The sequence below is a fragment of the Aquabacterium soli genome (assembly GCF_003933735.1).
Classification (GTDB): Bacteria; Pseudomonadota; Gammaproteobacteria; order Burkholderiales; family Burkholderiaceae_C; genus Aquabacterium; species Aquabacterium soli.
This window is the reverse complement of record NZ_RSED01000005.1, coordinates 1-21869: the sequence shown is the minus strand read 5'-3', so window position 1 is coordinate 21869 and position 21869 is coordinate 1. Positions and strand designations below refer to the sequence as shown.

Annotated in this window: 27 protein-coding genes; 6 read left to right on the top strand and 21 right to left on the bottom strand. The window is 66.5% G+C overall.

Going from position 1 to position 21869, the window contains the following annotated elements; all coding sequences use genetic code 11:
- Positions 1–22: 22 nt before the first annotated feature.
- Complete coding sequence (locus EIP75_RS07365) at positions 23–2032, top strand: methyl-accepting chemotaxis protein (protein WP_158622768.1); 2010 nt, start codon at positions 23–25, stop codon at positions 2030–2032.
- A gap of 43 nt (positions 2033–2075) precedes the next feature.
- Here EIP75_RS07365 and EIP75_RS07360 read toward each other — a convergent pair whose 3' ends face one another.
- The 3 genes from EIP75_RS07360 to soxR form a co-directional block, all read right to left on the bottom strand.
- Positions 2076–2831 carry an SDR family oxidoreductase gene (locus EIP75_RS07360; RefSeq protein WP_125242615.1) on the bottom strand — a complete coding sequence of 252 codons (756 nt, stop codon included), beginning with the start codon at positions 2829–2831 and terminating at the stop codon, positions 2076–2078.
- 110 nt (positions 2832–2941) lie between these two features.
- On the bottom strand, positions 2942–3820 hold the full coding sequence (locus EIP75_RS07355) for a plasmid replication/partition related protein (protein ID WP_125242614.1): 879 nt from the start codon (positions 3818–3820) through the stop codon (positions 2942–2944).
- A 47-nt stretch (positions 3821–3867) separates the two neighbouring features.
- The gene (soxR, locus tag EIP75_RS07350; protein ID WP_125242613.1) at positions 3868–4356 is read right to left on the bottom strand and encodes a redox-sensitive transcriptional activator SoxR; all 489 of its coding nucleotides are present in this window, start codon (positions 4354–4356) and stop codon (positions 3868–3870) included.
- Between the two features lie 105 nt (positions 4357–4461).
- Here soxR and EIP75_RS07345 point away from each other — a divergent pair, with 105 nt between their 5' ends.
- Together EIP75_RS07345 and trhA are read left to right on the top strand one after the other, a co-directional pair.
- Positions 4462–4833, top strand: coding sequence for an antibiotic biosynthesis monooxygenase (locus tag EIP75_RS07345; protein ID WP_233584734.1), 372 nt, complete (start codon positions 4462–4464; stop codon positions 4831–4833).
- 120 nt (positions 4834–4953) lie between these two features.
- Positions 4954–5568, top strand: a complete 615-nt coding sequence (gene trhA / locus EIP75_RS07340; RefSeq protein ID WP_125242612.1) for a PAQR family membrane homeostasis protein TrhA — start codon at positions 4954–4956, stop codon at positions 5566–5568.
- Positions 5569–5574: 6 nt separating this feature from the next.
- Here trhA and EIP75_RS07335 read toward each other — a convergent pair whose 3' ends face one another.
- On the bottom strand, positions 5575–5874 hold the full coding sequence (locus EIP75_RS07335) for a hypothetical protein (protein WP_125242611.1): 300 nt from the start codon (positions 5872–5874) through the stop codon (positions 5575–5577).
- A gap of 287 nt (positions 5875–6161) precedes the next feature.
- Here EIP75_RS07335 and infA point away from each other — a divergent pair, with 287 nt between their 5' ends.
- A complete protein-coding gene (infA, locus tag EIP75_RS07330) occupies positions 6162–6440 on the top strand; it encodes a translation initiation factor IF-1 (RefSeq protein ID WP_125242610.1) in 279 nt (92 codons plus the stop codon).
- Between the two features lie 76 nt (positions 6441–6516).
- On the opposite strand, the gene EIP75_RS07325 is transcribed toward infA, so the two are convergent.
- From EIP75_RS07325 to EIP75_RS07310, 4 genes are all read right to left on the bottom strand, one after another.
- Complete coding sequence (locus EIP75_RS07325) at positions 6517–7788, bottom strand: Zn-dependent hydrolase (RefSeq protein ID WP_125242609.1); 1272 nt, start codon at positions 7786–7788, stop codon at positions 6517–6519.
- 25 nt (positions 7789–7813) lie between these two features.
- A complete protein-coding gene (gene hydA / locus EIP75_RS07320) occupies positions 7814–9277 on the bottom strand; it encodes a dihydropyrimidinase (RefSeq protein WP_125242608.1) in 1464 nt (487 codons plus the stop codon).
- A 64-nt stretch (positions 9278–9341) separates the two neighbouring features.
- Positions 9342–10676 carry an NAD-dependent dihydropyrimidine dehydrogenase subunit PreA gene (preA, locus tag EIP75_RS07315; RefSeq protein WP_125242607.1) on the bottom strand — a complete coding sequence of 445 codons (1335 nt, stop codon included), beginning with the start codon at positions 10674–10676 and terminating at the stop codon, positions 9342–9344.
- Positions 10677–10700: 24 nt separating this feature from the next.
- Complete coding sequence (locus EIP75_RS07310; RefSeq protein ID WP_125242606.1) at positions 10701–12077, bottom strand: NAD(P)-dependent oxidoreductase; 1377 nt, start codon at positions 12075–12077, stop codon at positions 10701–10703.
- 276 nt (positions 12078–12353) lie between these two features.
- Here EIP75_RS07310 and EIP75_RS07305 point away from each other — a divergent pair, with 276 nt between their 5' ends.
- The gene (locus EIP75_RS07305) at positions 12354–12872 is read left to right on the top strand and encodes an Mpo1 family 2-hydroxy fatty acid dioxygenase (protein WP_125242605.1); all 519 of its coding nucleotides are present in this window, start codon (positions 12354–12356) and stop codon (positions 12870–12872) included.
- A gap of 99 nt (positions 12873–12971) precedes the next feature.
- Here the strand turns inward: EIP75_RS07305 and EIP75_RS07300 are convergent, their stop codons facing one another.
- From EIP75_RS07300 to EIP75_RS07245, 12 genes are all read right to left on the bottom strand, one after another.
- Positions 12972–13490, bottom strand: coding sequence for a peroxiredoxin (locus tag EIP75_RS07300; protein WP_125242604.1), 519 nt, complete (start codon positions 13488–13490; stop codon positions 12972–12974).
- A 154-nt stretch (positions 13491–13644) separates the two neighbouring features.
- Complete coding sequence (gene rpsQ / locus EIP75_RS07295; protein WP_125242603.1) at positions 13645–13926, bottom strand: 30S ribosomal protein S17; 282 nt, start codon at positions 13924–13926, stop codon at positions 13645–13647.
- Complete coding sequence (gene rpmC, locus EIP75_RS07290) at positions 13923–14126, bottom strand: 50S ribosomal protein L29 (protein WP_125242602.1); 204 nt, start codon at positions 14124–14126, stop codon at positions 13923–13925. The genes rpsQ and rpmC overlap by 4 nt, the downstream gene beginning before the upstream one ends.
- A gap of 21 nt (positions 14127–14147) precedes the next feature.
- Complete coding sequence (gene rplP / locus EIP75_RS07285) at positions 14148–14564, bottom strand: 50S ribosomal protein L16 (protein WP_125242601.1); 417 nt, start codon at positions 14562–14564, stop codon at positions 14148–14150.
- Between the two features lie 2 nt (positions 14565–14566).
- Entirely contained in the window at positions 14567–15442 is an 876-nt protein-coding gene (gene rpsC, locus EIP75_RS07280) for a 30S ribosomal protein S3 (protein WP_125242600.1), read from the bottom strand.
- A 13-nt stretch (positions 15443–15455) separates the two neighbouring features.
- Positions 15456–15785 (bottom strand): 50S ribosomal protein L22, encoded by a 330-nt coding sequence (gene rplV / locus EIP75_RS07275; protein ID WP_125242599.1) that lies wholly within the window; start codon positions 15783–15785, stop codon positions 15456–15458.
- Between the two features lie 12 nt (positions 15786–15797).
- Positions 15798–16073, bottom strand: a complete 276-nt coding sequence (gene rpsS, locus EIP75_RS07270) for a 30S ribosomal protein S19 (RefSeq protein WP_125242598.1) — start codon at positions 16071–16073, stop codon at positions 15798–15800.
- Positions 16074–16086: 13 nt separating this feature from the next.
- Complete coding sequence (gene rplB / locus EIP75_RS07265) at positions 16087–16911, bottom strand: 50S ribosomal protein L2 (RefSeq protein WP_125242597.1); 825 nt, start codon at positions 16909–16911, stop codon at positions 16087–16089.
- A gap of 2 nt (positions 16912–16913) precedes the next feature.
- Positions 16914–17231 carry a 50S ribosomal protein L23 gene (gene rplW, locus EIP75_RS07260; protein ID WP_125242596.1) on the bottom strand — a complete coding sequence of 106 codons (318 nt, stop codon included), beginning with the start codon at positions 17229–17231 and terminating at the stop codon, positions 16914–16916.
- On the bottom strand, positions 17228–17851 hold the full coding sequence (gene rplD, locus EIP75_RS07255; RefSeq protein ID WP_125242595.1) for a 50S ribosomal protein L4: 624 nt from the start codon (positions 17849–17851) through the stop codon (positions 17228–17230). The genes rplW and rplD overlap by 4 nt, the downstream gene beginning before the upstream one ends.
- Entirely contained in the window at positions 17851–18525 is a 675-nt protein-coding gene (rplC, locus tag EIP75_RS07250) for a 50S ribosomal protein L3 (RefSeq protein WP_125242594.1), read from the bottom strand. Before rplC ends, rplD begins: the two co-directional genes overlap by 1 nt.
- 194 nt (positions 18526–18719) lie before the next feature.
- Positions 18720–19391 (bottom strand): LuxR C-terminal-related transcriptional regulator, encoded by a 672-nt coding sequence (locus EIP75_RS07245; RefSeq protein WP_125242593.1) that lies wholly within the window; start codon positions 19389–19391, stop codon positions 18720–18722.
- A gap of 133 nt (positions 19392–19524) precedes the next feature.
- Between EIP75_RS07245 and EIP75_RS07240 the strand changes: the two genes are divergently transcribed.
- Positions 19525–21351 carry a hypothetical protein gene (locus tag EIP75_RS07240; protein ID WP_125242592.1) on the top strand — a complete coding sequence of 609 codons (1827 nt, stop codon included), beginning with the start codon at positions 19525–19527 and terminating at the stop codon, positions 21349–21351.
- A 111-nt stretch (positions 21352–21462) separates the two neighbouring features.
- Here the strand turns inward: EIP75_RS07240 and rpsJ are convergent, their stop codons facing one another.
- Entirely contained in the window at positions 21463–21777 is a 315-nt protein-coding gene (rpsJ, locus tag EIP75_RS07235; protein WP_125242591.1) for a 30S ribosomal protein S10, read from the bottom strand.
- Positions 21778–21869 lie beyond the last annotated feature (92 nt).

Here is a 21869-nt window from a genome sequence, read left to right as displayed (position 1 = left end):
GCAGATGCGCCGGGAGAAGGTTTTGGCTGCAGTCATCGATGCCCTGGATCACACCTTGCCCCAGCGGGCAGGTGTTGACACCACCACCCTGGCCCGCCGGGCCATGCCCCGCAAGACACTCCAGGGCCTCTCGCTCAACGCCAAGATCTGCCTGGCCGCCTCGGCGTGCACCATCGCCAGCCTGCTGATCACCGGCGTGGCCGTGGGCCTGCAGAGCAGCAGCGCGGCCGAGGAATCGGCCAAGCAGAGCGTGCGCGCCACGGGCCAGTACGCCGCCAGCCAGGTGCAGTCGGATCTGCAGTCCACCTTCAAGGCCATCGGGGCCCTGGCCAGCGCCCTGCAGGTGGCCCGCAGCGCCGACAACCCGCCGCCGCGTGACCAGCTCGACGCCACGCTCAAGCGCCTGCTCGAGCAGCACAGCCCCTGGCTGGCCTCCTATTCGCTGTGGGAGCCCAACGCGCTGGACGGCAAGGACGCCGAACACGTGAGCAAGGGCCCGCAGGACGATGCCACGGGCCGCTTCATCTCCTACTGGAACCGCGGCAGCGGCGACATCAAGGTCGAGCCCCTGCTGGACTACGAGAAGGCCGGCGCCAACGACTGGTACGACATCCCCCGCCGCACCGGCAAGACCACCCTGGTCGAGCCCTACCTCTACAAGGTGGGTGGCAAGGATGTGCTGATCACCTCGCTGGTCACGCCGATCCAGGTGGGCGGCAAGTTCGTCGGCATCGTGGGCGTGGACTACCTGCTCGACGGCCTGCAGAAGGCATTGGCCGAGGTCAAGAGCCTGGACGGCGCCGAGGTGCAGCTGATCTCTGCTGGCGGCAAGTACGTCAGCCACCCCGATGCCAAGAAGATCGGGGCCGATGCGGCCGACCTGTCGCCCGAGGCACTCGACGCCGTGCGCCAGGGCAAGACCTACGAGTACACCGACAACACTGGCCATGTGCGCGTGCTGACGCCGGTGCGCCCGGACGCTGACGCCCAGCCCTGGGCCCTGTGCATCCACTACACCGAGGCCGCCGCCCAGGCGCCCGCCCGCGCCATGATGGCCCTGGTGGCCGGCATCGCGCTGGTCTGCGCCCTGCTGGCCGTGGGTGCCCTGCTGGCCGTCGTGACCACGCTGACCCGACCGGTGCGCGAACTGGCCACCACGATGGATGCCCTGGCCGGCGGCCAGAGCAACCTGCGGGTGGAGTTGCCCGTGCGTGGCAGCGACGAGCTGGCCCACATCTCGCGATCGTTCAACCAGTTCGTGGGCAAGCTGCGCGGTGCCTTCGAAGACGTGCGCAGCACCAGCGGCGCGGTCGATGGCGCGGCCGGCGAGATCTCCGTGGGCAACGCCGACCTGTCGGCACGCACCGAGCAGCAGGCCAGCAACCTGGAAGAGATCTCCGCCTCCATGGTGCAGCTCTCGCAAGGCGTGCAAAGCAGCGCCCAGACTTCCCGCCAGGCCGACACCCTGTCGCGCCAGGCCGCTGAGACGGCCCAGCGCAGCCAGAGCGTGATGCAGGATGCCATCACCGCGATGGAAGAGGTGGGTACCTCCAGCAAGCGCATCGCCGACATCACCGCGGTGATCGACGGCATCGCCTTCCAGACCAACATCCTGGCGCTCAATGCCGCGGTGGAAGCAGCCCGCGCGGGTGAGCAGGGCCGCGGCTTCGCGGTGGTGGCCTCGGAAGTGCGCACGCTGGCGCAGCGCGCCGGCACGGCCGCCAAGGACATCAAGTCGCTGATCGGTGAATCATCGGCCCGGGTCGAGGTGGGCACCGAGCGCATCAAGGTCTCGGGCAGCGCCCTGGCCGAACTGGTCACCTTGGTGGGAGACGTGTCCGGCCTGATCAACACCATCAGCCACTCCAGCGTGGAACAGGCCCAGGGCATCGCCCATGTCGAAGTGGCCATCGGCCAGCTCGACAGCATGACGCAGCAGAACGCCGCGCTGGTGGAGGAAGCCGCCGCGGCCGCCGCTTCGCTCAAGCAGCAGACCCAGCGCATGACGGGCACGCTGGCCGAGTTCATCTGACAAGGCCTTGGCACGCCGGCATGGCGCGCTCAGGGCGCTGGTGTCAGGCAGGCACCAGCGCCCGCAGATCCACCACAGCCTCTCCTCCGAAATCCGCAGACAGCAGGTAGTCGATCAGCTTGTGGGCCACGGCCTCGGGCGATTCCAGCTGGCCCTCGCGCTTCATCGCCTCGAAGCGCTCGCGCAGCGGGAAATCGTCGTCGCTGGCCGCGCGGATGTCCGCCTGCATCCCGGTGTCGATCACGCCGGGCGCCACACTGGCGATGCGCAGGCCGGGCACCTCGTCGAGCTGGCTGGCGCGGGCATGCATGTCCAGCGCCGCCTTGGTGCTGCAGTACACGCCCCAGCCCGCATAAGGATGGCGTGCCGCCCCACTGGAGACATGCAGCACGTGCTGCTGCACCCCATCCGGTGTGGCCGCCACCAGGGCGTTGGCCAGCAGCAGCGGCGCGGTCACGTTCAGCGCCACGGCGCGGGACAGGTGGGCTGCGTCCAGGATGCCCACCGCCCCCATGGGCTGCACCACCCCGGCGTTGTTGACCAGCAGCACACGTTGCGCCCCCTCGACGAAGCGAGCCAGCGCGCCGGTCTGCAACCAGGCCTGCAGGTGCGCAGTGTCCGACAGGTCCAGCGGGGTCTGCTGCAACAGGGCCGCATGGCGCTGTGCCAGCCCGTCATTCACGGCACGGGCCAGCCCCAGCACCGCGATGCCTCTGCCCAGCAGATCGGCCGCGACCGCTTCGCCCAGCCCACGGCTGTGCCCGGTGACGATGGCTTTGGTGGTAGGCAGGATGCTCATCTGATGACGCGGCGCAAAGTGGTGACGGTCGATTCTGCGCCGCGCTCCACCCGCCCCGCGCACGCCCTGGCCCGGAAACCTCGGTTCCGGCAGGGCAATGCCGTGGGCACTCAGCCCTGGCCGAGCTGCGCCCGCAGGTCGGCCACCTGCTGACGCAGGGCCTGGTTCTCGGCGCTCAGATCGGCCACCCGCAGGCGCAAGGTGGCCAGCTCGTCATGGGCGGCGGTCTCCGCTTCAGAGACTGGGGCATCGGCCTCGTCCTTGGGCTTGCGCTTGGCCTCGCGCACGCGCTTGGCCGCCTGCTTGAGCTCGTCGGCGCCTGCCGCGGCCGCTGCCACCTGCTCCTCGGCCGGCAGGCTGGCCACCGCCGCCGCCGCGTTGATGGAGATGGCGCCCGAGCGCACCGCGGCCACCACCTCGGGCGCGGCCTGCTTCTGGATCTTCTCGATCATCACCACCTGGCTGCTGCTCAGGCGCGCGGCCCGGGCGATGGCCTCGCGGCTGTTGAGCGGCGGGGTGGGGGGCACATCGGTGGCGGGTGCACGGCCCGGCTCCGCGCTGTCCGGAGAGGCCAGCGCAGAGGCTTCCCAGGGCGCTTCTCCCACAACGGCGGCATCAGCCGCTCCAACGGGCGGCGCGGCCTGACCTTCCAGGATCTGCGCGCGCCGCTCGGCCAGGATCTCCTTCTTGCGCAGCGCCAGCACGCCCCGCTGGAAATCGGACACGCTGCGCCGGCCCAGGTGCTGGTCGATCATCCACAGGTGCACGTCGTCCATCGACTTGAAGCGCGTGTTCTGCACCGTCTGGAACGGCAGGCCGTGCTTGGTGCAGATGCCGTGGCGGTTGTGGCCGTCCACCAGCACATCGCCCCACAGCACCAGCGCATCGCGGCAGCCTTCGGCCAGGATGCTGCGCTCCAGCGCGTCGTGCTCCTCCGGGGTCAGCGGGTCGATGTAGGCTTTCAGTTCTTCGTTGACGACGATGTTCATGGGGCAGCAGCACAGCAAGGGCGGAAAAGCCGGCGGATTCTAATGAATCAATGGTCGGGGGGCTGCCCCACCCACAGGCGGTGGGGTCCCGGCCCCTGGTCGCCCAGCTGGTCCAGTGGGTTGCGCAGCCGGCACCGGTCGATCGACAGGCAACCGCAGCCGATGCAGTCGTCCAGCGTGTCGCGCAGGCGCTTGAGCTGGGCCATGCGCTCGTCCAGCTCGGCGCGCCAGGTGCTGGACAGGCGCTCCCAATCGGCCCGGGTGGGCGCGGCCGTGGCCGGCAGGGTGGACAGGACCACCTCGATGTCGGCCAGCGAGATGCCCACGCGCTGCGCCACCCGGATGAAGGCCACGCGGCGCAGCACATCGCGTGAGTAACGCCGCTGGTTGCCGCTGGTGCGGTGGCTGTGGATCAGCCCGCGCGATTCATAAAAGTGCAGGGTGGACACGGGCACACCGCTGCGGCGCGCCACCTCGCCGACAGGCAGCTGCGCTGGAAAGCCCAGGTCTTCAAGCGTGGTGGCCTTGCGGGTCATGTGTCATCCAACAAAATACTTGACCTCAACTTTACTTGAGGTTTCACACTCGCGGCCAGCGTGCGGGATCTGTCATCCCCGCACCCGCAACCGAGAGAAAGCGCCATGACCCGAGACCCCTTCGCGGCCACCGCCCCCCTGGCCGATGCCCTCCATGCCCCGTTCCAGCCCGCTGTGCTGCGCGTGGACAGGTTCACCGTGCCTGCCGACAATCTGCGGCCCTTCCTGAACCGCATGAAGCGCACCCAGCGCACCTTGCGCACGCTCGATGGCTGCCTGCGCGCCCTGCTGCTCACGCAGACCGGTGGCGCCAGCAACCACAACGTGGTCGCGCTGGTGGAGTGGAGCGATGCCGCGGCGGCAGAGGCCGCCCTGGCCTTTATGCGCCAACGCTTCGAGGAGACCGGCTTCGATCCGGCCACCTTCGCGCGCGAACTGGGTGTGCAGGCGGATCTGGGCTTCTACCAACCGGTCTGATGCCCCTGTGGGCGTGTCCCGGTGACGCCACGCCACACCTACCCACCTTGAGGGGTGGACGCGGATGCCCTCGCGACGGAAGATGGGCGTCCATCAGGTCACGCGCAGCAAGGACACTCCATGTACCCCGGTGAACGCTTCAACAGCTTCACGCACCTGGCAGGCGCCCTGCTGGCGGTGGCGGGCTCCGCCGCGCTGGTGGCGCAGGCCATTCCTACCGGCGACACCTGGAAGATCCTCGGCGTGAGCGTGTTCGGGCTGACGATGGTGCTGCTGTACGCGGCCTCCACCCTGTACCACAGCCTGCGCGGGCCGGCCAAGCAGTTCTGGGCCAAGATGGACCACTGCGCCATCTACCTCTTGATCGCGGGCACCTACACGCCGTTCGCGCTGATCGGCCTGCAAGGCGTGTGGCGCTGGGCCCTGCTGTCGGCCATCTGGGCCCTGGCAGTGATAGGCATCGCCAAGGAGCTCTGGCTGGGGCGCGAGAAGGTGCCCTCCGTGCCCCTGTACCTGCTGATGGGCTGGCTGGGCATCACGGCCGTGGTGCCGCTGGCGCACAGCCTGTCCGCCGAAGGCCTGATGTGGCTGCTGGCGGGCGGCCTGTTCTACACGGTGGGCGTGATCTTCTACGCCATGGACGGCCGCTGGCGCCATTCACATGGCGTGTGGCACCTGTTCGTGCTGGGCGGCACCGCCAGCCACTACGTGACCGTGATGCGCTTCCTGGTCTGAGGCTTCTCAGGTTGGCGGATTGGCGGCGGCACCGGGGCGGCCAAACCACTTCACGCGTGCGCCATGCGGCAAGGCGTCCACCGGGCGGATGAGCTGCCGCTGCAGGAGTTCGTCCACCGCACCAGTGGCCGCCTCCAGCGGCACATCCTCGTCCAGCAGGGCCAGTAGATCGGCCAGCGGCGTGTAGCCCGTCATCATCAGCAGCAAGCGCTGCTCCTGCCGGCTGAGGCCGCTGTCGGGCTTCAGCACGGCCACGCGCCCCTCGTCGGTGCGCTCGAAAACGGTGTCGTGCAAGCGATCGTCCATGGTGTCCTCACATGGTTCGCGCCACCAACCCGGTCAGGCCGGTGGCAAGTGCATGCCCGGCTTGTGGCCTGGATGCGGAAATGGCTGCCAGCACCCACTTTATGACAAGCCAGCGACTTCCAGGCGATGCCCCGCGAAAGACCAAGCCCTTGCTTGACGTGCCTCAAAAGAGGCCCGCCTGGCAGAGGGGCTGACGCCATTTAGGACAAAGTGTTAGGATACAACGCGGGCACGCGGCTGCTTCGCTCACCCAGCCCGCACTGTCAACCTGTTTCCAAGGAAGCCGAATGGCCAAGGAAGAACTGATCGAAATGTCCGGCGTCGTCGAGGAAATCCTCCCGGATTCCCGCTACATCGTCCTGCTGGACAACGGTCACAAACTGATCGCCTACACCTCGGGCAAGATGCGCAAGAACCACATCCGCATCCTGGCCGGCGACAACGTGTCGCTCGAACTCTCGCCCTACGACCTGACCAAGGGCCGCATCACTTTCCGCCATCTGGCACAGCGCGGCCCCGGCCCGGGCGCCCCGGCCAGCGGTGGCGGCAATTTCCGCCGCCGCTGAACATCCAGACGGCTCATGGACAGACAAGGCACCGCGAGGTGCCTTTGTCGTTCAGGGCTGCAGGCAACAGGGCTGCTCAGACCGCTCCGGCACGCGCCAGCATCGCGTGCAACAGCACGTTGCACCCGGCTTCCAGGTGTTCGGCCTTCGCGTCCTCGATCTCGTTGTGGCTGATGCCGTCCTTGCAGGGCACGAAAATCATGCCCGCCGGTGCCAGGCGCGCCACGTAGACGGCATCGTGCCCCGCCCCAGACACCGTGGGCATGTTCGAGTAACCCAGGGTCTGCGTGGCCTGGCGCACCGCCGCCACGCAGCCGGCCTCGAAAGGCACGGCAGGGTAGTGCGACACCTCCTGCACCTCCACGCTCAGGCCTGTCTTCGCCGCCACCTGCGCGCAATAGGCCCGGATCTCGGCGTCCATCTGGTCCAGCAACTCGTTGCTGACATTGCGCAGGTCCATCGAGAACTTCACGCGTCCGGGGATCACGTTGCGGCTGTTGGGGTGCACCTGCACCATGCCCACGGTGCCGCGCCCGTGCGGCTGGTGGCGCATGGCCACGGCCACCACCTCCTGCATGATCTTCGTGGCCACCTGCAGCGCGTCCTGGCGCAGGCCCATGGGCGTGGGGCCGGCGTGCGCCTCCATGCCGGTCACGGTGCAGTCGTACCAGCGGATGCCCAGCACAGCCTCGACCACGCCGATGGTGATGTCGTGGTCCTCCAGCACGGGGCCCTGCTCGATGTGGGCCTCGAAGTAGGCGCCCACGGGGTGGTCGCCGGGCACCTGCTCGCCTACGTAGCCGATGGCGGTGAGCTCGTCCTTCACCGTCTTGCCATCGACGTCCTGCGCGGCATAGGCCGTCTCCAGGCTGAAGGCCTTGGCGAACACGCCCGAGCCCATCATCACGGGCACGAAGCGCGAGCCTTCCTCATTGGTCCAGAAGGCCACCTCGATGGGCGCCTCGGTCTGGATGCCGCGCTCGTTGAGCGTGCGCACCACCTCCAGGCCGGCCAGCACGCCGTAGTTGCCGTCGAACTTGCCGCCGGTGGGCTGGGTGTCGATGTGGCTGCCGGTCATGATGGGCGGCAGCGCGTCGTTGGTACCGGCGCGGCGCATGAAGACGTTGCCGATCTGGTCGATGGTGATGGACATGCCGGCCTCGCGCGCCCACTGCACGACCAGGTCACGGCCTTGCCGGTCCAACTCGGTCAAGGCCAGCCGGCACACACCGCCTTTGGGCGTGGCGCCGATCTCGGCCAGGGTCATCAGCGATTGCCACAGGCGCGAACCGTTGACGCGCAGGGCGCTCACGTCGGGCTTGATGACGGGAACTTCGAGTGTGCTCATGTCGATCTCCTCGTGACTCAGTGGCTCAAGCAGCCATCGCGCGGTGCACCGAACTGGGCGCCGACAGCGCCGCCTTGCGCGACAGCGCATCGAACACCGGCCCGAAGGCCGGGCGCTTCACGTAGCGACCCTGCCCTGGCGCCACCCGCAGGTCGCCCTGAACATAGGCCAGCCGGCCATTGCTCAGCGTGTGCGATGCCACGCCCGTCACCATGCGCCCTTCGAAGATGTTGAAGTCGTTCTTCGAGAACTGCGTGGCGGCTGACAAGGTCTTGGTCGCGGCCGGGTCCCACACCACCAGGTCGGCATCGGCGCCCAAGGCCACGCAGCCCTTGCGCGGATAGATGTTGAACAATTTGGCGGTGTTGGCGGAGGTGATGGCCACGAACTCGCTGGGCGTGAGCCGCCCGGTGTTCACGCCCGCATCCCAGACCACGCTCAGGCGCTCTTCCACGCCGCCGCAGCCATTGGGGATCTTGCTGAAATCCAGCTGGCCGGCCGCCTTCTGCGCGGCGCAGAAGGTGCAGTGGTCGGTGGCCGTGGTGTGCAGGTGGCCGGCCTGCAGGCCGCGCCACAAGGCGGCCTGGTGCTCAGGCGCGCGGAAGGGCGGGCTCATCACGTGCGCGGCGGCGAACGCGAAATCCGGATCACGGTAGACGCTGTCGTCGATCACCAGGTGGCCGGCCAGCACCTCGCCGTACACGCGCTGGCCGCGTGCTCGGGCGCGGGCGATGGCTTCGGCCGCCTCGGCACAGGACACGTGCACCACGTAGATCGGCACATTGAGCACATCGGCGATCGCAATGGCGCGCTGCGCAGCCTCGGCCTCCACAGCAGGCGGGCGCGACAGCGGGTGCGCCTCGGGCCCGAGGATGCCCTTGGCCTTCATCTCCTGCTGCAGCAGGAAGACCAGCTCGCCGTTCTCGGCGTGCACCGTGGGCATGGCGCCCAGTTCGAGTGAGCGCTTGAAGCTGTTCACCAGCGTCTCGTCGTCGGCCATGATGGCGTTCTTGTAGGCCATGAAGTGCTTGAAGCTGTTCACGCCTTCGTCCTGCACCAGCGTGCCCATGTCGGCGTGCACGCTGTCGCTCCACCAGGTGATGGCCACGTGGAAGCTGTAGTCGGCCGCGGCCTTCTCGGCCCAGCCGCGCCAGGTGCGGTAGGCGTCCATCAGCGGCTGCTTCGGATCGGGGATCACGAAGTCGATGATGCTGGTGGTGCCGCCGGCCAGGCCCGCGGCCGTGCCGGTGAAGAAGTCGTCCTGCGTGACCGTGCCCATGAAAGGCAGCTGCATGTGGGTGTGCGGGTCGATGCCACCGGGCATCACGTACTGGCCGCCAGCGTCGATCACGGTGGCGCCGGGCGGGGCTTGCAGGCCCTCGCCCACGGCGGCAATCACGCCATCGACGCACAGCACATCGGCGCGCTGCTCGCGGTCGGCATTGACGACGGTGCCGCCACGGATCAGGACAGGGGGGAGTGGGCTCATGGCGAGTCTCCTGTGGGGACTGGAGAAGTGGACACGCCCCGGGTGGGGCCGGTTCGCAACGGGGTCAGGCCGGCGCAGCCTCCGACGTGGCGCGCTGGTTCACCTCGGCCATCGGGTTGTTCGGGTGGGCCGTCCAGTTCAGGGGTTCGGCCTTCACGGGCTCGCCGGTGCGCAGGTCCAGCTCACCGGGCATCAGGCTGCGCAGGTTGATCGCGCCTTCCACCGGGCACACCGACACGCACAGGTTGCAGCCCACGCACTCTTCTTCCTTGACCTCGAAGTGGCGCACGCCGTCCTTCTTGGCGGTGATGGCCTGGTGCGAGGTGTCCTCGCAGACCACGTGGCAGCGGCCGCACTCGATGCACTTGTCCTGGTCGATCACGGCCTTGGACACGTGGTTGAGGTTCAGGAACTTCCAGTCGGTCACCGTGGGCACGGCGCGGCCCACGATCTGATCGACCGACGTGAAGCCCATCTCGTCCATGTAGTTGCCCAAGCCATCGGCCATGTCCTGCACGATCTTGAAGCCATGCACCATCGCGGCCGTGCACACCTGCACGGTGCCCGCACCCAGGGCGATGAAATCCAGTGCATCGCGCCAGGTGCCCACGCCGCCGATGCCCGAGATGGGGATGCCCGCCGTCTCGGCCGTGCGCGCGATCTCGGCCACCATGTTCAGCGCGATGGGCTTGACGGCCGGGCCGCAGTAGCCACCGTGCGAGCCCATGCCGCCGGTGCTCGGCACCATCGTCAGCGAATACGGATCGACGCCCATGATCGAGTTGATCGTGTTGATCAGCGACACCGCGTCGGCCCCGCCGCGCACCGCCGCCATCGCCGGCTGGCGGATGTCGGTGATGTTGGGCGTGAGCTTCACGATCACCGGCATGCGGCTGTAGTGCTTGCACCATTCGGTGACCATCTGGATGTACTCGGGCACCTGCCCCACGGCAGCGCCCATGCCGCGCTCGCTCATGCCGTGCGGGCAGCCGAAGTTCAGCTCGATGCCATCGGCACCGGTGTCCTCCACCATCGGCAGGATGCGTTTCCACGAGGCCTCGTTGCAGGGCACCATCAGCGAGACCACCATCGCGCGGTCAGGCCAGTCACGCTTGACCTGCGTGATCTCGCGCAGGTTCAGGTCGAGCGGCCGGTCGGTGATCAGCTCGATGTTGTTGAAGCCCATGACCCGCCTGTCGTGCGACAGCAGCGTGGTGTAGCGCGGCCCGCTCACGTTGACCACGGCCGGGTCTTCGCCCAGCGTCTTCCACACGACACCGCCCCAGCCCGCCTCGAAAGCGCGGACCACGTTGTAGGCCTTGTCGGTGGGCGGCGCAGAGGCCAGCCAGAAGGGGTTCGGCGTCTTGATGCCGACGAAGGTGGTGCTCAGATCAGCCATGGTGGGGACTCCTGGTGGATCGGCTCAAGCCAGGGCGGCCAGCGCCGCCTGCTTGCTCAGTTGGAAGTGGATGGCCTTGGCGGCCTGCTTGCCGTCCTCCACCGCCTCGACGGTGAGGTCGCGTCCGCCGGCGCGGCAATCGCCACCGGCCCATACGCCGGGCAGCGAGGTCTGCCCCATGTCGTTCACGGCCAGGCGGCCATCCTGCAGCGCGAAGCCCGCATCCGCTGCCCAGGCCGATTCCTCGAAGCGCTGGCCGATGGCCTTGAGCACCATGTCGGCGGCCAGCACCTCCTGCTCGCCCGTGGGCTTCACGCGGCCATCGACCAGGTGCTGGTGCGACAGCGTGATGCCATTCACGTGGCCATCGACCGACTGCAGCGCAGCGGGCGCCAGCCAGTGGCGGATGGTCACGCCGTTGGTCTGCGCCCACTGCTGCTCGTCACGCGAGGCGGACATGGCCTCGGGCCCGCGGCGGTAGACCATGGTCACTTCTTCCGCGCCCAGCAGCTTGGCCTGCACGGCCGCGTCCACCGCCGTCATGCCGCCACCGATCACCACCACGCGGCGGCCGATGGGCAAGGTGGACAGGTCAGGCGTCTGGCGCAGTTCCGCAATGAAATCCACCGCGTTGCGCACGCCCTTCAGCGCGTACTCATCAGGCAGACCCAGCTGGTTCACCGCGCCCAGACCCAGGCCCAGGAACACCGCGTCGTATTGCGCGCGCAGTTCTTCCAGCTGCGCCGCGCTGCTCAAGCGCCAGCCCGGCTGCACCGTGATGCCGCCGATCGACAGCAGCCAGCGGATCTCGCGCTGCGCGAAATCGCCCGCCGTCTTGTACGAGGCCAGGCCGTATTCATTGAGCCCGCCCGCCTTCTCGTGCGCATCCAGGATCACCACCTCGTGGCCCTGGCGTGCCAGCGTGTGGGCGCAGGCCAGGCCTGCCGGCCCGGCGCCCACCACAGCGATGCGCCGGCCCGTGGGGGCCGCCCGCGTGAACAGCGGCGCCACGCCCTCGGCCATCGCGGCCTCGACCGCATGGCGCTGCAATCGCCCGATCTCGATGGGCTTGCCCTGCTCGGTGTTGCGCACGCAGACCTGCTCGCACAGCTCTTCCGTGGGGCACACCCTGGCGCACATGCCGCCCAGCGGGTTGGCCTCCAGGATGGCCCTGGCCGCACCGCGCAGGTTGCCATCGGCGATGCGGTGGATGAAGGTGGGCACGTCGATGCCGGTCGGGCAGGCCGTCTGGCAGGGCGCGTCATAGCAGTACAGACATCGCTCGGCCTCGATCACCGCCTGGGCGGCTGTGAGCGGCGGGGTGGCATCGCCGAAACGGGCGGTGTAGTCGGCAGGCGGCAGACGGCCGGCCTGGACGTCAGGGAGGGGGCACTCAGACACGCTGACTCTCCTGTTGGCAGGAACTTGACCAAATGGTCAGGTTTTCAACAGAAGCTGTAGCGCAAACCGTGCCAGCTTTTCACAGGCGCTGATGCCCCAAGTGCGTGCGGTTCGGCGGACACGCCTGCGTTGCGCGCCGCGCCGCTGACAGACCCGCGTCAGCTTGACCCAACTCAGCCCCCAAGCGTCGCCTCCGCGACAAAGCCCCGGGCCCGTCTGCTCTACAGTGCAGCACAGACGCCCCAGCCGCCAACGACATCCCTGCAGGAGCCGGCCATGAAGACCCTGAGCGAGCAACTGGCCCAGTACGCCAGCTACCACCGCGACCGCCGCAACATCCTCACCCACTTCGTCGGCATCCCCATGATCGTGCTCTCGGTGAGCACCTTGCTGGCGCGCCCCGTGCTGGGGCAGCTGCCGCTGGGCCCCTGGGGGCCGCTCGCGCTCACCCCGTCACTGCTGGTCGCGCTCCTGGCAGGCCTCTACTACCTGCGCCTGGATCTCCGTTACGGCCTGGTGATGGCGCTGTGGCTGGCCGCCTCGAACCACGCCGGCCGGCTGCTGGCCGAGCAAGGCACCGCCCTGTGGCTGGGCAGCGGCCTGGGCCTCTTCGCCGTCGGCTGGGCGATCCAGTTCATCGGCCATGCCTGGGAAGGCCGCAAGCCCGCTTTTGTCGATGATCTGATCGGCCTGGCCATGGGGCCGCTGTTCGTGGTGGCCGAAGCCGGCTTCCTGCTGGGCCTGCGCCGGGACGTGCTCTGCGACGTGCAGGACCGCACCGGCGGCGTGCGCTGACCCCACGGCGCTCCCCCGTCATCCCCGCCCCGGTGCCCATGAAAAAGGGGCCCGGAGGCCCCTTTCTGCGCCATGCGCTGATCATGCCGGCAACGCTCGTCAAGCGCCCTGCTGCGCCTTGGCCTGCGCCAGCAGCGTATCGGCATCGCTCACCTTGAACGCACCACCGTCTTCCAGGTTCAGCGCAGTCACCACACCGTCCTTGACCAGCATCGAATAGCGCAGCGAACGCAGGCCCAGGCCCTTGGCGCTCAAGTCCAGCGTCAAACCCGTGGCCTTGGCGAAGTCCGCACTGCCATCGGCCATGAAGCGCACCCGGCCATCGGCTTTGAGCTCACGCGCCCAGGCGCCCATCACGAAGGCATCGTTCACCGACACGCACCAGATCTCGTCGACCCCAGCCGCCTTGAAGGCCGCCGCCTGGTCGATGTAGCCGGGCGCATGGCGCGCCGAGCAGGTGGGCGTGAACGCACCCGGCAGCCCGAAGATGGCCACCGTCTTGCCGGCCGTGGCCTGCGCGATGTCGAAGGCGTTGGGGCCCAGGCTGCAGCCATTGCCTTCCACCTCGACATACTCGAACAACGTGCCGCCGGGCAGCTTGTCGCCTTGCTTGATCATCTGAAACTCCGTTGAAAAGCGTCTGCTGACCACAGCGATGCAAGAAGCAGGCGCACAAAGAAAAACCGGCTGCCAGTATCACTGACAGCCGGTTCGGCCTGCAGGGGCATGGCGCTAAAGCCATTGACCTGCGGTGCGTTTGATCAGACCTGGGTCAGACCGTTTGTGCCTTCTCGACCAGACGGGTCACGACCCAGTTCTTGGTCTTGGACAGCGGACGGCTTTCCGTGATCTCGACCACGTCGCCGATGTGGAACTCATTGTTCTCATCGTGAGCGTGGTACTTGCGCGAGTGCGCAACGATCTTGCCGTAGAGCTCGTGCTTGGAACGGCGCTCGACCTGGACCGTGACGGTCTTGGCGCGGGCGTCGGACACCACTTTGCCCACGAGGGTGCGGGTAACCTTGACCTTGGTCGCGGTTTGAGCTTCCGTCATTTGGCGGCTCCTTGCTTCTTCTCGGTCAGGATCGTCCGGGCACGAGCGATCTCGCGACGGGTCTTCTTGAGCACCGAGTGGTCGTTGAGCTGCTGGGTCGCACGCTGCATGCGCAGGTTGAAGTGCGACTTCAGCAGTTCCTTGATTTCAGTTTCCAATGCGGCCACATCCTTGGCGCGCAGTTCAGAGGCTTTCGCCATGTCTTTCTCCTTGCGCGTCAGTTAGATGCCGAACTCGCGGCCCACGAAGGTCGTGGACAGCGGGAGCTTGGCAGCGGCGAGTTTGAAGGCTTCGCGAGCGAGTTCTTCGGGCACGCCCTGGATCTCGTAGAGCACCTTGCCGGGCTGGATTTCAGCCACGTAGTACTCGACGTTACCCTTGCCGTTACCCATACGCACTTCAGCCGGCTTCTGCGAAATTGGCTTGTCCGGGAAGATGCGGATGAAGATGCGACCACCACGCTTGACGTGGCGGGAGATCGCACGACGGGCTGCTTCGATCTGGCGAGCCGTGATGCGACCACGCTCGGTGGCCTTCAGGCCGAAATCGCCGAAGGACACGTCGGCGCCACGGGTGGCGACACCCGTGTTGCGGCCTTTGTGCTCCTTGCGGAACTTGCGACGATTAGGTTGCAACATGTTTATTCTCCTTTGGCCTCGGCGGCAGGCGCGGCCTTGCGGACACGCTTGGCACCGGCGCCAGCATCGGCGGCTGCCGCGGCAGGCTTGTCGCTGCCATCGGCGGGTGCACCGTCAGCGCGGGGAGCGCCACGGCCAGGACCACCACGCGGGGGGCCACGACGGTCGTTCGGACGGTCACCACGGGGACCGCGGCGGTTGCGGCGGTCGTCTTCGCGGTCATCACCCTTGAGCACCGGAGCCTCGCCATTGGCCAGGCGGTCACCACGGTAGACCCACACCTTCACGCCGATGATGCCGTAGGTCGTCTTGGCTTCGGAGAAGCCATAGTCGATGTCGGCCTTCAGGGTGTGAAGGGGCACGCGGCCTTCGCGGTACCACTCGGTACGGGCGATTTCGATGCCGTTCAGACGGCCACCGGACATGATCTTGATGCCCTGGGCGCCCAGGCGCATCGCGTTCTGCATCGCGCGCTTCATGGCGCGGCGGAACATGATGCGCTTTTCCAGCTGCTGCGTGATCGAGTCGGCGATCAGTTGGGCATCGACTTCAGGCTTGCGCACTTCTTCGATGTTGACCGACACCGGCACGTTCAGGCGCTTGGCCAGTTCGAGCTTCAGGTTCTCGATGTCCTCGCCCTTCTTGCCGATCACCACGCCCGGACGAGCCGAGAAAATGGTGATGCGGGCGCTCTTGGCGGGGCGCTCGATCAAGATGCGCGACACGGCCGCGTTCTTGAGCTTCTTCTTCAGGAATTCGCGGACTTCCAGGTCTTCAGCCAGCATCGAGGCGAAATTGCGGTTGGTGGCGTACCAACGCGATGCCCAGTTGCGGGTGACGGCCAAGCGGAAGCCGGTTGGGTGGATTTTTTGTCCCATAGTCAGCCTCTGCTTAGTTGCCCACGGTCACATAGATGTGGCAGGTCGGCTTGCTGATGCGGTTGCCACGGCCCTTTGCGCGGGCGGTGAAACGCTTCAACGTGGTGCCTTGCTCCACATAAATGGTCTTGACCTTCAGTTCGTCGATGTCAGCGCCGTCATTGTGCTCGGCGTTCGCGATCGCGGACTCCAGGGCCTTCTTGATGATGCCGGCAGCCTTCTTCTGAGTGAAGTTCAGGATGTTGAGGGCCTGGTCGACCTTCTTGCCACGGATCAGGTCCGCCACCAGCCGACCCTTGTCGACCGACAGACGAACACCGCGAACGATTGCTTTGGTTTCCATCGTCGCTGCTCCTTACTTCTTGGCTTTCTTGTCGCCTGGGTGACCCTTGAATGCACGGGTCAGGGCGAACTCGCCGAGCTTGTGGCCAACCATCTGGTCCGTCACGTACACGGGCACGTGCTGCTTGCCGTTGTGGACGGCAATGGTCAGGCCGATGAACTCGGGCAGGATGGTGGAACGACGCGACCAGGTCTTGACTGGCTTTTTGTCCTTCGTGGCCACTGCCTTCTCGACCTTGGCCGAGAGGTGGTGGTCAATGAACGGACCCTTTTTAAGAGAACGAGCCATAGCAGCCTACCTCTTACTTTTTGCGACGCGACACAATGAAGGTCTGCGTGCGCTTGTTGTTGCGGGTGCGATAGCCCTTGGTCATCGTGTTCCAAGGCGACACGGGGACCTGACCTTCGCCAGTGCGGCCTTCGCCACCACCGTGCGGGTGATCCACCGGGTTCATGGCCACGCCGCGGACGGTCGGGCGAATGCCCTTCCAGCGGATGGCGCCGGCCTTGCCGTACTGACGCAGGCTATGCTCTTCGTTGCTCACTTCACCGAGGGTGGCGCGGCATTCGATGTGGACGCGGCGGACTTCACCGGAGCGCAGGCGAACCTGGGCGTAGGTGCCTTCGCGGGCCATCAGCACGGCAGAGGTGCCGGCCGAACGCGCGATCTGACCACCCTTGCCGGGCAGCAGTTCGATGTTGTGGATCGTCGAGCCCACAGGGATGTTGCGGATGGGCAGCGTGTTGCCAGCCTTGATCGGCGCTTCCGAGCCGCTCAGCAGGGTGGAACCCACTTCCAGGCCACGGGGGGCGATGATGTAGCGACGCTCACCGTCGGCATAGCACACCAGGGCGATGTGAGCCGTGCGGTTGGGGTCGTACTCGATGCGCTCGACCTTGGCAGGAATGCCGTCCTTGTTGCGCACGAAGTCGACCACGCGGTAGTGGTGCTTGTGACCACCGCCCTTGTGGCGAATCGTGATGTGACCGTTGTTGTTGCGGCCAGCATTTTGCTTCTGGGGCTCAAGCAGCGAAGCCTCGGGCTTGCCCTTGTGCAGGTGCTTGTGCACCACCTTGACCACGCCACGGCGGCCAGGCGAGGTAGGTTTGACTTTGACGACAGCCATGATTACGCGGCCTCCCCGGAGAAGTTCAGCTCCTGACCGTCCTTGAGGGCCACATAGGCCTTCTTGGCGTGGTCGCGACGGCCGATGCGGCCACCGAAGCGCTTGACTTTGCCCTTCTGGTTCAGGACTTGCACGGACTTCACTTCGACCTTGAACAGCAGCTCGACAGCGGCCTTGATCTCGGGCTTGGTGGCATCGCGCAGCACCTTGAACAGCACTTGGCCGCGATCTTCAGCGGCGGCCGTGGCCTTCTCCGAAATGATCGGAGCGACCAGCACCTTCAGCAGGCGGGCTTCATCGAATTTGTTGAGGGTGCTCATGCGAACAACTCCTGCAGCTTGTCGATCGCACCCTTGGTCACGAGCACCTTCTTGTAGTGCACCAGCGACAGGGGATCGGCGTAACGGGGCTCGACAACCAGCACATTGGGCAGGTTGCGCGCGGCCAGGAACAGGTTCTCGTCGATTTCTTCGGCGATCACCAGCACGTGGTCGAGCTGGAGGGCCTTCAGCTTGGCGGCCAGCAGCTTGGTCTTGGGCGCTTCCAGCACGATCGGATCGATCACTGCCAGACGGCCTTCGCGGGCGAGCTGCGAGAAGATCGCAGCGACGCCAGCGCGGTACTGCTTCTTGTTGACCTTGTGCGTGAAGTTTTCGTCAGGGCTGTTCGGGAAAATCCGACCACCCCCACGCCACAGCGGCGAGGACGACATACCGGCGCGGGCGCGGCCCGTGCCTTTTTGACGCCACGGCTTCTTCGTGGTGTGCTTGACGGTTTCGCGGTCCTTCTGGGCGCGGGTGCCTTGGCGGGCGTTGGCCTGGTAGGCCACGACCACCTGGTGCACCAGGGCTTCGTTGTATTCGCGACCGAACACGTCGTCGGAGGCTTCGATCTTCGAAGCGACCTGACCTTGTTCGTTCAGGAGCTCAAGCTGTGCCATCACTGGGCTCCTTTCTTGATCTTGGCCTTGACGGCCGGACGCACGGTGACGAAGCCACCCTTGGAGCCGGGAACGGCGCCGCGGACGAGCAGCAGTTGACGGGCTTCGTCAACGCGCACGACGTCCAGGTTCTGCGTGGTCACGGTTTCGTCGCCACGGTGGCCCGACATCTTCTTGCCGGGGAACACGCGACCAGGATCCTGCGCCATCGAGATGGAGCCAGGAACGTTGTGCGAACGCGAGTTACCGTGGGAGGCGCGCTGCGAACCGAAGTTGTGGCGCTTGATGGTCCCGGTGAAGCCCTTACCGATCGAGGTGCCTTGCACGTCGATCTTCTGGCCGGCCTGGAACAGGGCTGCGGGAGCGATGGTGGCTCCAGCCTTGTACTCGGCAGCGACCTCGGGGGTCACGCGGAATTCCTTGCTGACTTCGCCGGCTTCGACGCCAGCCTTGGCCAGGTGACCAGCTTCGGGCTTGGTCACTCGGGATGCCTTGCGGGCACCGTACACCAGCTGAACAGCGGTGTAGCCGTCGGTCTCAACGGTTTTGACCTGGGTCACGCGGTTGTTGGACACGTCGAGCACTGTCACAGGCACGGCATCGCCGTCGTCTGTGTAGATGCGCATCATGCCCACCTTGCGGCCCAGCAATCCGAGACGATTGCTAAGACTCATGGTTCTTCTCCAGCCCCTATGGGGCCTTTTACACAATCCCGACAACGATTGGCCGGGGTGATTGGGTCTTCTCGCACCGAATGCAAAGCCTGGCCAAGCGGCCATAGACTATCCACCCAATACGGGAAAGCCTGCGATCCTATCAGATCGGCAGGCCAGGCGCAAGCGCTGCGCTTAAAAATGATGCAGGTGGATCAGGCCGGTGAGAAGGATTGAGGGCCGAACGCCAGCCCGAGCCGCGCCGCTTCGACCACCGCCTGCGTGCGGGTGTTCACACCCAGACGGGCAAAGATCCCCTCCAGGTGCGTCTTGACCGTCGATGGCGCCATGTCGAGCTCACGGCCGATGGCCTTGTTGGACTTGCCCTCGGCCAGCAGGCGCAGCACGGCCATCTGCCTTGAAGTGAGGCCCAGGGGCTCGCGAGCACGGGCACTGCCTGAGGGCATGGGCATCACAGGGGCCTGCAGCACCTCGGCCAGCATCGGCTTCAACACCCGCCAATCGGCGGCCCTGGGGACGTAGCCGCAAGCACCAGCCTCGGCGGCCTCGACGACGGTGCGGGCGCACTCATCGGCCGAGATCACGATCACAGGCACCGCCGGAGCCAGCCCCCGCAGGCGCCGGAGTGTGTCGATGCCCCGGCTGTCGGGCAAGGAAAGGTTCAGCAGCACCAGCGAGAACCCGGGATGCCCGGACAGCACCTCACGCGCCTGTGACAAGGACCCCACGCCCTGCATCTTCACGTGCGGCCATGCCTGGCTGATCAGCAGCGACAGCCCCTCACGCAGCAGTGCGTGGCCCTCCACCAGCAAGCAAGCCGCGACGTTCATGGACAGCCCCTTGATGATCCGCAGTGAAACGATCATACCCGCCGCCCTCCCCACCCTCGGCCTTTTGGCCGATACGGCGAACAGGCCCGGCAACGGATGTCAAGTCTCGCGGCATCACACGCTGCCCCATGGTGTCATGCGCAGTCTATTTATCAGGAAGGCCCAACCCATGAAGATCCGATTGATGAGCACCGCGCTGGCGGTATCCGTGCTGCTTGCTGCCTGCGGCGGCGGGGGCGGCGGCAAACCCAGTGGCCCCGCCGGCTCCAATGCCACCATCAGCGGCACGGCCGCTGCGGGCCTGCCCCTGGTCGGCAGCGTCACCATCAAGGATGCCAACGGCGCCTCCCGCACCGTCAGCATCGGCGCCAACGGCGCCTATACAGTGGACACCACCGGACTGGCCGCCCCCTTCCTGCTGCGGGCCACAGGCACCGCGGGCGGCGCCACCTACGTGGTGCACTCGGCGGCCACGTCTGCCGACGTCAACGGCAACATCAACATCACGCCGCTGACCGACCTGATCCTGTCCAACGTCGCCGGTCAGATCGCCACCAACTATTTCGACAGCGGCAGCTTCGGCAACCTGAGCGCGTCGCAGCTGAACACCGAGGCCGCCAAACTCAAGGAAAAACTGCTGCCGGTGCTGCAGGCCATGGGCGTGGACACCGCCACCGACCTGCTGCGCGCGCAATTCACCCCGCTGAGCAGCCCACTGGACAAGGCACTGGACGCCATCAGCGTCTCCTACGACACCAGCACGAACATCGCCACGCTCACCAACGTGCTCACGCAAGAGAGCATCACCGACGACATCGCCACACCGGCCGCGCAGGAGCCCTCACCCATCACCATGAGCGACACCAGCAACCTGGGCACCGCCGCCGACGACATCCCGCTGATCCGCGCCGCGCTGGCCAGCTTCACCGCCGCCTTCAGCACCTCGCTGCCCACCGTGGCCACGGTCAAGAGCCACCTCACCGGCGGCTTCCTGGACCTGGACCAGGACCGTGACGCCATGGCCTCGGAGATGGCCGGTGACAGCAGCAACATCGGCATCCAGCTCACCGACGTCAGCATCAACCACATCGACTACACCGACACCGCCAGCCCGGTGGCCGACATCAGTTTCCTCGTGAAGAGCGCCAGCGGTGCCGTGCTGGACCGCGAGCAGCACTTCAAGCTCAAGAAGATCGACGGCACCTGGAAGCTGCACGGCAACCAGCGCGTGCTCGACATCTCGGCCCACGTGCACACGGTGAAGTCGCACTACGGCAGTGGTGGGTACACCTCGGAATGCCGCGGCTCGGGCCTCGAGTTCTGGATCGAAGACATGGACGACGCCAACAGCACCGACATCGCGCACATCGTGGTGACGGGCCCGGGTCTGCCGGACCATGGCATCCGCTACGACCGGCCCAGCGAAGGCGGCCCATGGCAGATGGTCGAGACCGGGCAATCGGGCACCTGGTACCGGCTGGCCACCACCTGCAACGACAAGGGATACCCCAGTGCCGACCTGAGCGATGAGCAGATCGCCGCCATCAAGGACAACGCCAGCTACACGCTGACCATGTACGACAACAAGGACGAGGTCATCACGTCGCAGGGCGACAACGGCGTCTACCGCATGAGCATGGCCGCACGCCCGCTGACCTACACGGAACTGAGCGCCTCCACGGCCTTCCCGAGCATCACCTCGCCCGCCACGTTCGCGGCCTTCCTGTCGTCGGGCACGTTCACCGACCCGGTGATCGCTGGCGGCAACATGAACCCGCTGGGCGAAGGCTGGGTGTATGTGGCGGCCAGCTACAGCGGTGGCGAACTGTCCGCCGAGAGCAACGTGACCTCGGGGGCCAACGGCACGTTCAGCCGCACCTTCTCGCTGCCGGCTGGGTCCGGCTATCTGTGGCGCAAGGAGATCCGCGTCGAAACCCGTGACGCAGGCCTGCGCCACCTGATGACGCAATACGTCTGGATGAGTCCGGAGCTGTGAGCCCAGATCAGCCCCGCGCCACGGGGCATGAAAAAAGGCCGCTTCACAGCGGCCTTTTTCTTTGGCTTGTCACACCAGGCGGGTTGAATCACCTGGCGCGGCGGCCCTGCATCACTGCAGCTTGATTTCGACGTCCACGCCAGCCGGCAGGTCGAGCTTCATCAGGGCGTCGACCGTCTTGTCGGTCGGGTCCACGATGTCCATCAGACGCTGGTGGGTGCGGATTTCGAACTGGTCGCGCGAGGTCTTGTTGACGTGCGGCGAACGCAGGATGTCGAAACGCTGCAGGCGTGTCGGCAGGGGCACGGGGCCCTTGACGATGGCGCCCGTGCGCTTGGCGGTTTCGACGATCTCGGCCGAAGACTGGTCGATCAGCTTGTAATCGAACGCCTTCAGGCGGATGCGGATCTTTTGATTGGCGGCCATGACGGCTCCTAAGCAAGAAAGAACAAGCCCGCGACCGGCCCCTCAGGGCTGGTCGCAGGAACACGTCACAGATCAGTCGAGGATCTTGGCCA

Excerpts from the sequence above, each read along its gene's own strand:
- EIP75_RS07360 (WP_125242615.1), bottom strand. The coding sequence starts at position 2,831 with ATGAGCATCCTGCCTACCACCAAAGCCATCGTCACCGGGCACAGCCGT.
- EIP75_RS07355 (WP_125242614.1), bottom strand. The coding sequence starts at position 3,820 with ATGAACATCGTCGTCAACGAAGAACTGAAAGCCTACATCGACCCGCTG.
- soxR (WP_125242613.1), bottom strand. The coding sequence starts at position 4,356 with ATGACCCGCAAGGCCACCACGCTTGAAGACCTGGGCTTTCCAGCGCAG.
- EIP75_RS07345 (WP_233584734.1), top strand. The coding sequence starts at position 4,462 with ATGACCCGAGACCCCTTCGCGGCCACCGCCCCCCTGGCCGATGCCCTC.
- trhA (WP_125242612.1), top strand. The coding sequence starts at position 4,954 with ATGTACCCCGGTGAACGCTTCAACAGCTTCACGCACCTGGCAGGCGCC.
- EIP75_RS07335 (WP_125242611.1), bottom strand. The coding sequence starts at position 5,874 with ATGGACGATCGCTTGCACGACACCGTTTTCGAGCGCACCGACGAGGGG.
- infA (WP_125242610.1), top strand. The coding sequence starts at position 6,162 with ATGGCCAAGGAAGAACTGATCGAAATGTCCGGCGTCGTCGAGGAAATC.
- EIP75_RS07325 (WP_125242609.1), bottom strand. The coding sequence starts at position 7,788 with ATGAGCACACTCGAAGTTCCCGTCATCAAGCCCGACGTGAGCGCCCTG.
- hydA (WP_125242608.1), bottom strand. The coding sequence starts at position 9,277 with ATGAGCCCACTCCCCCCTGTCCTGATCCGTGGCGGCACCGTCGTCAAT.
- preA (WP_125242607.1), bottom strand. The coding sequence starts at position 10,676 with ATGGCTGATCTGAGCACCACCTTCGTCGGCATCAAGACGCCGAACCCC.
- EIP75_RS07305 (WP_125242605.1), top strand. The coding sequence starts at position 12,354 with ATGAAGACCCTGAGCGAGCAACTGGCCCAGTACGCCAGCTACCACCGC.
- EIP75_RS07300 (WP_125242604.1), bottom strand. The coding sequence starts at position 13,490 with ATGATCAAGCAAGGCGACAAGCTGCCCGGCGGCACGTTGTTCGAGTAT.
- rpsQ (WP_125242603.1), bottom strand. The coding sequence starts at position 13,926 with ATGACGGAAGCTCAAACCGCGACCAAGGTCAAGGTTACCCGCACCCTC.
- rpmC (WP_125242602.1), bottom strand. The coding sequence starts at position 14,126 with ATGGCGAAAGCCTCTGAACTGCGCGCCAAGGATGTGGCCGCATTGGAA.
- rplP (WP_125242601.1), bottom strand. The coding sequence starts at position 14,564 with ATGTTGCAACCTAATCGTCGCAAGTTCCGCAAGGAGCACAAAGGCCGC.
- rpsC (WP_125242600.1), bottom strand. The coding sequence starts at position 15,442 with ATGGGACAAAAAATCCACCCAACCGGCTTCCGCTTGGCCGTCACCCGC.
- rplV (WP_125242599.1), bottom strand. The coding sequence starts at position 15,785 with ATGGAAACCAAAGCAATCGTTCGCGGTGTTCGTCTGTCGGTCGACAAG.
- rpsS (WP_125242598.1), bottom strand. The coding sequence starts at position 16,073 with ATGGCTCGTTCTCTTAAAAAGGGTCCGTTCATTGACCACCACCTCTCG.
- rplB (WP_125242597.1), bottom strand. The coding sequence starts at position 16,911 with ATGGCTGTCGTCAAAGTCAAACCTACCTCGCCTGGCCGCCGTGGCGTG.
- rplW (WP_125242596.1), bottom strand. The coding sequence starts at position 17,231 with ATGAGCACCCTCAACAAATTCGATGAAGCCCGCCTGCTGAAGGTGCTG.
- rplD (WP_125242595.1), bottom strand. The coding sequence starts at position 17,851 with ATGGCACAGCTTGAGCTCCTGAACGAACAAGGTCAGGTCGCTTCGAAG.
- rplC (WP_125242594.1), bottom strand. The coding sequence starts at position 18,525 with ATGAGTCTTAGCAATCGTCTCGGATTGCTGGGCCGCAAGGTGGGCATG.
- EIP75_RS07245 (WP_125242593.1), bottom strand. The coding sequence starts at position 19,391 with ATGATCGTTTCACTGCGGATCATCAAGGGGCTGTCCATGAACGTCGCG.
- EIP75_RS07240 (WP_125242592.1), top strand. The coding sequence starts at position 19,525 with ATGAAGATCCGATTGATGAGCACCGCGCTGGCGGTATCCGTGCTGCTT.
- rpsJ (WP_125242591.1), bottom strand. The coding sequence starts at position 21,777 with ATGGCCGCCAATCAAAAGATCCGCATCCGCCTGAAGGCGTTCGATTAC.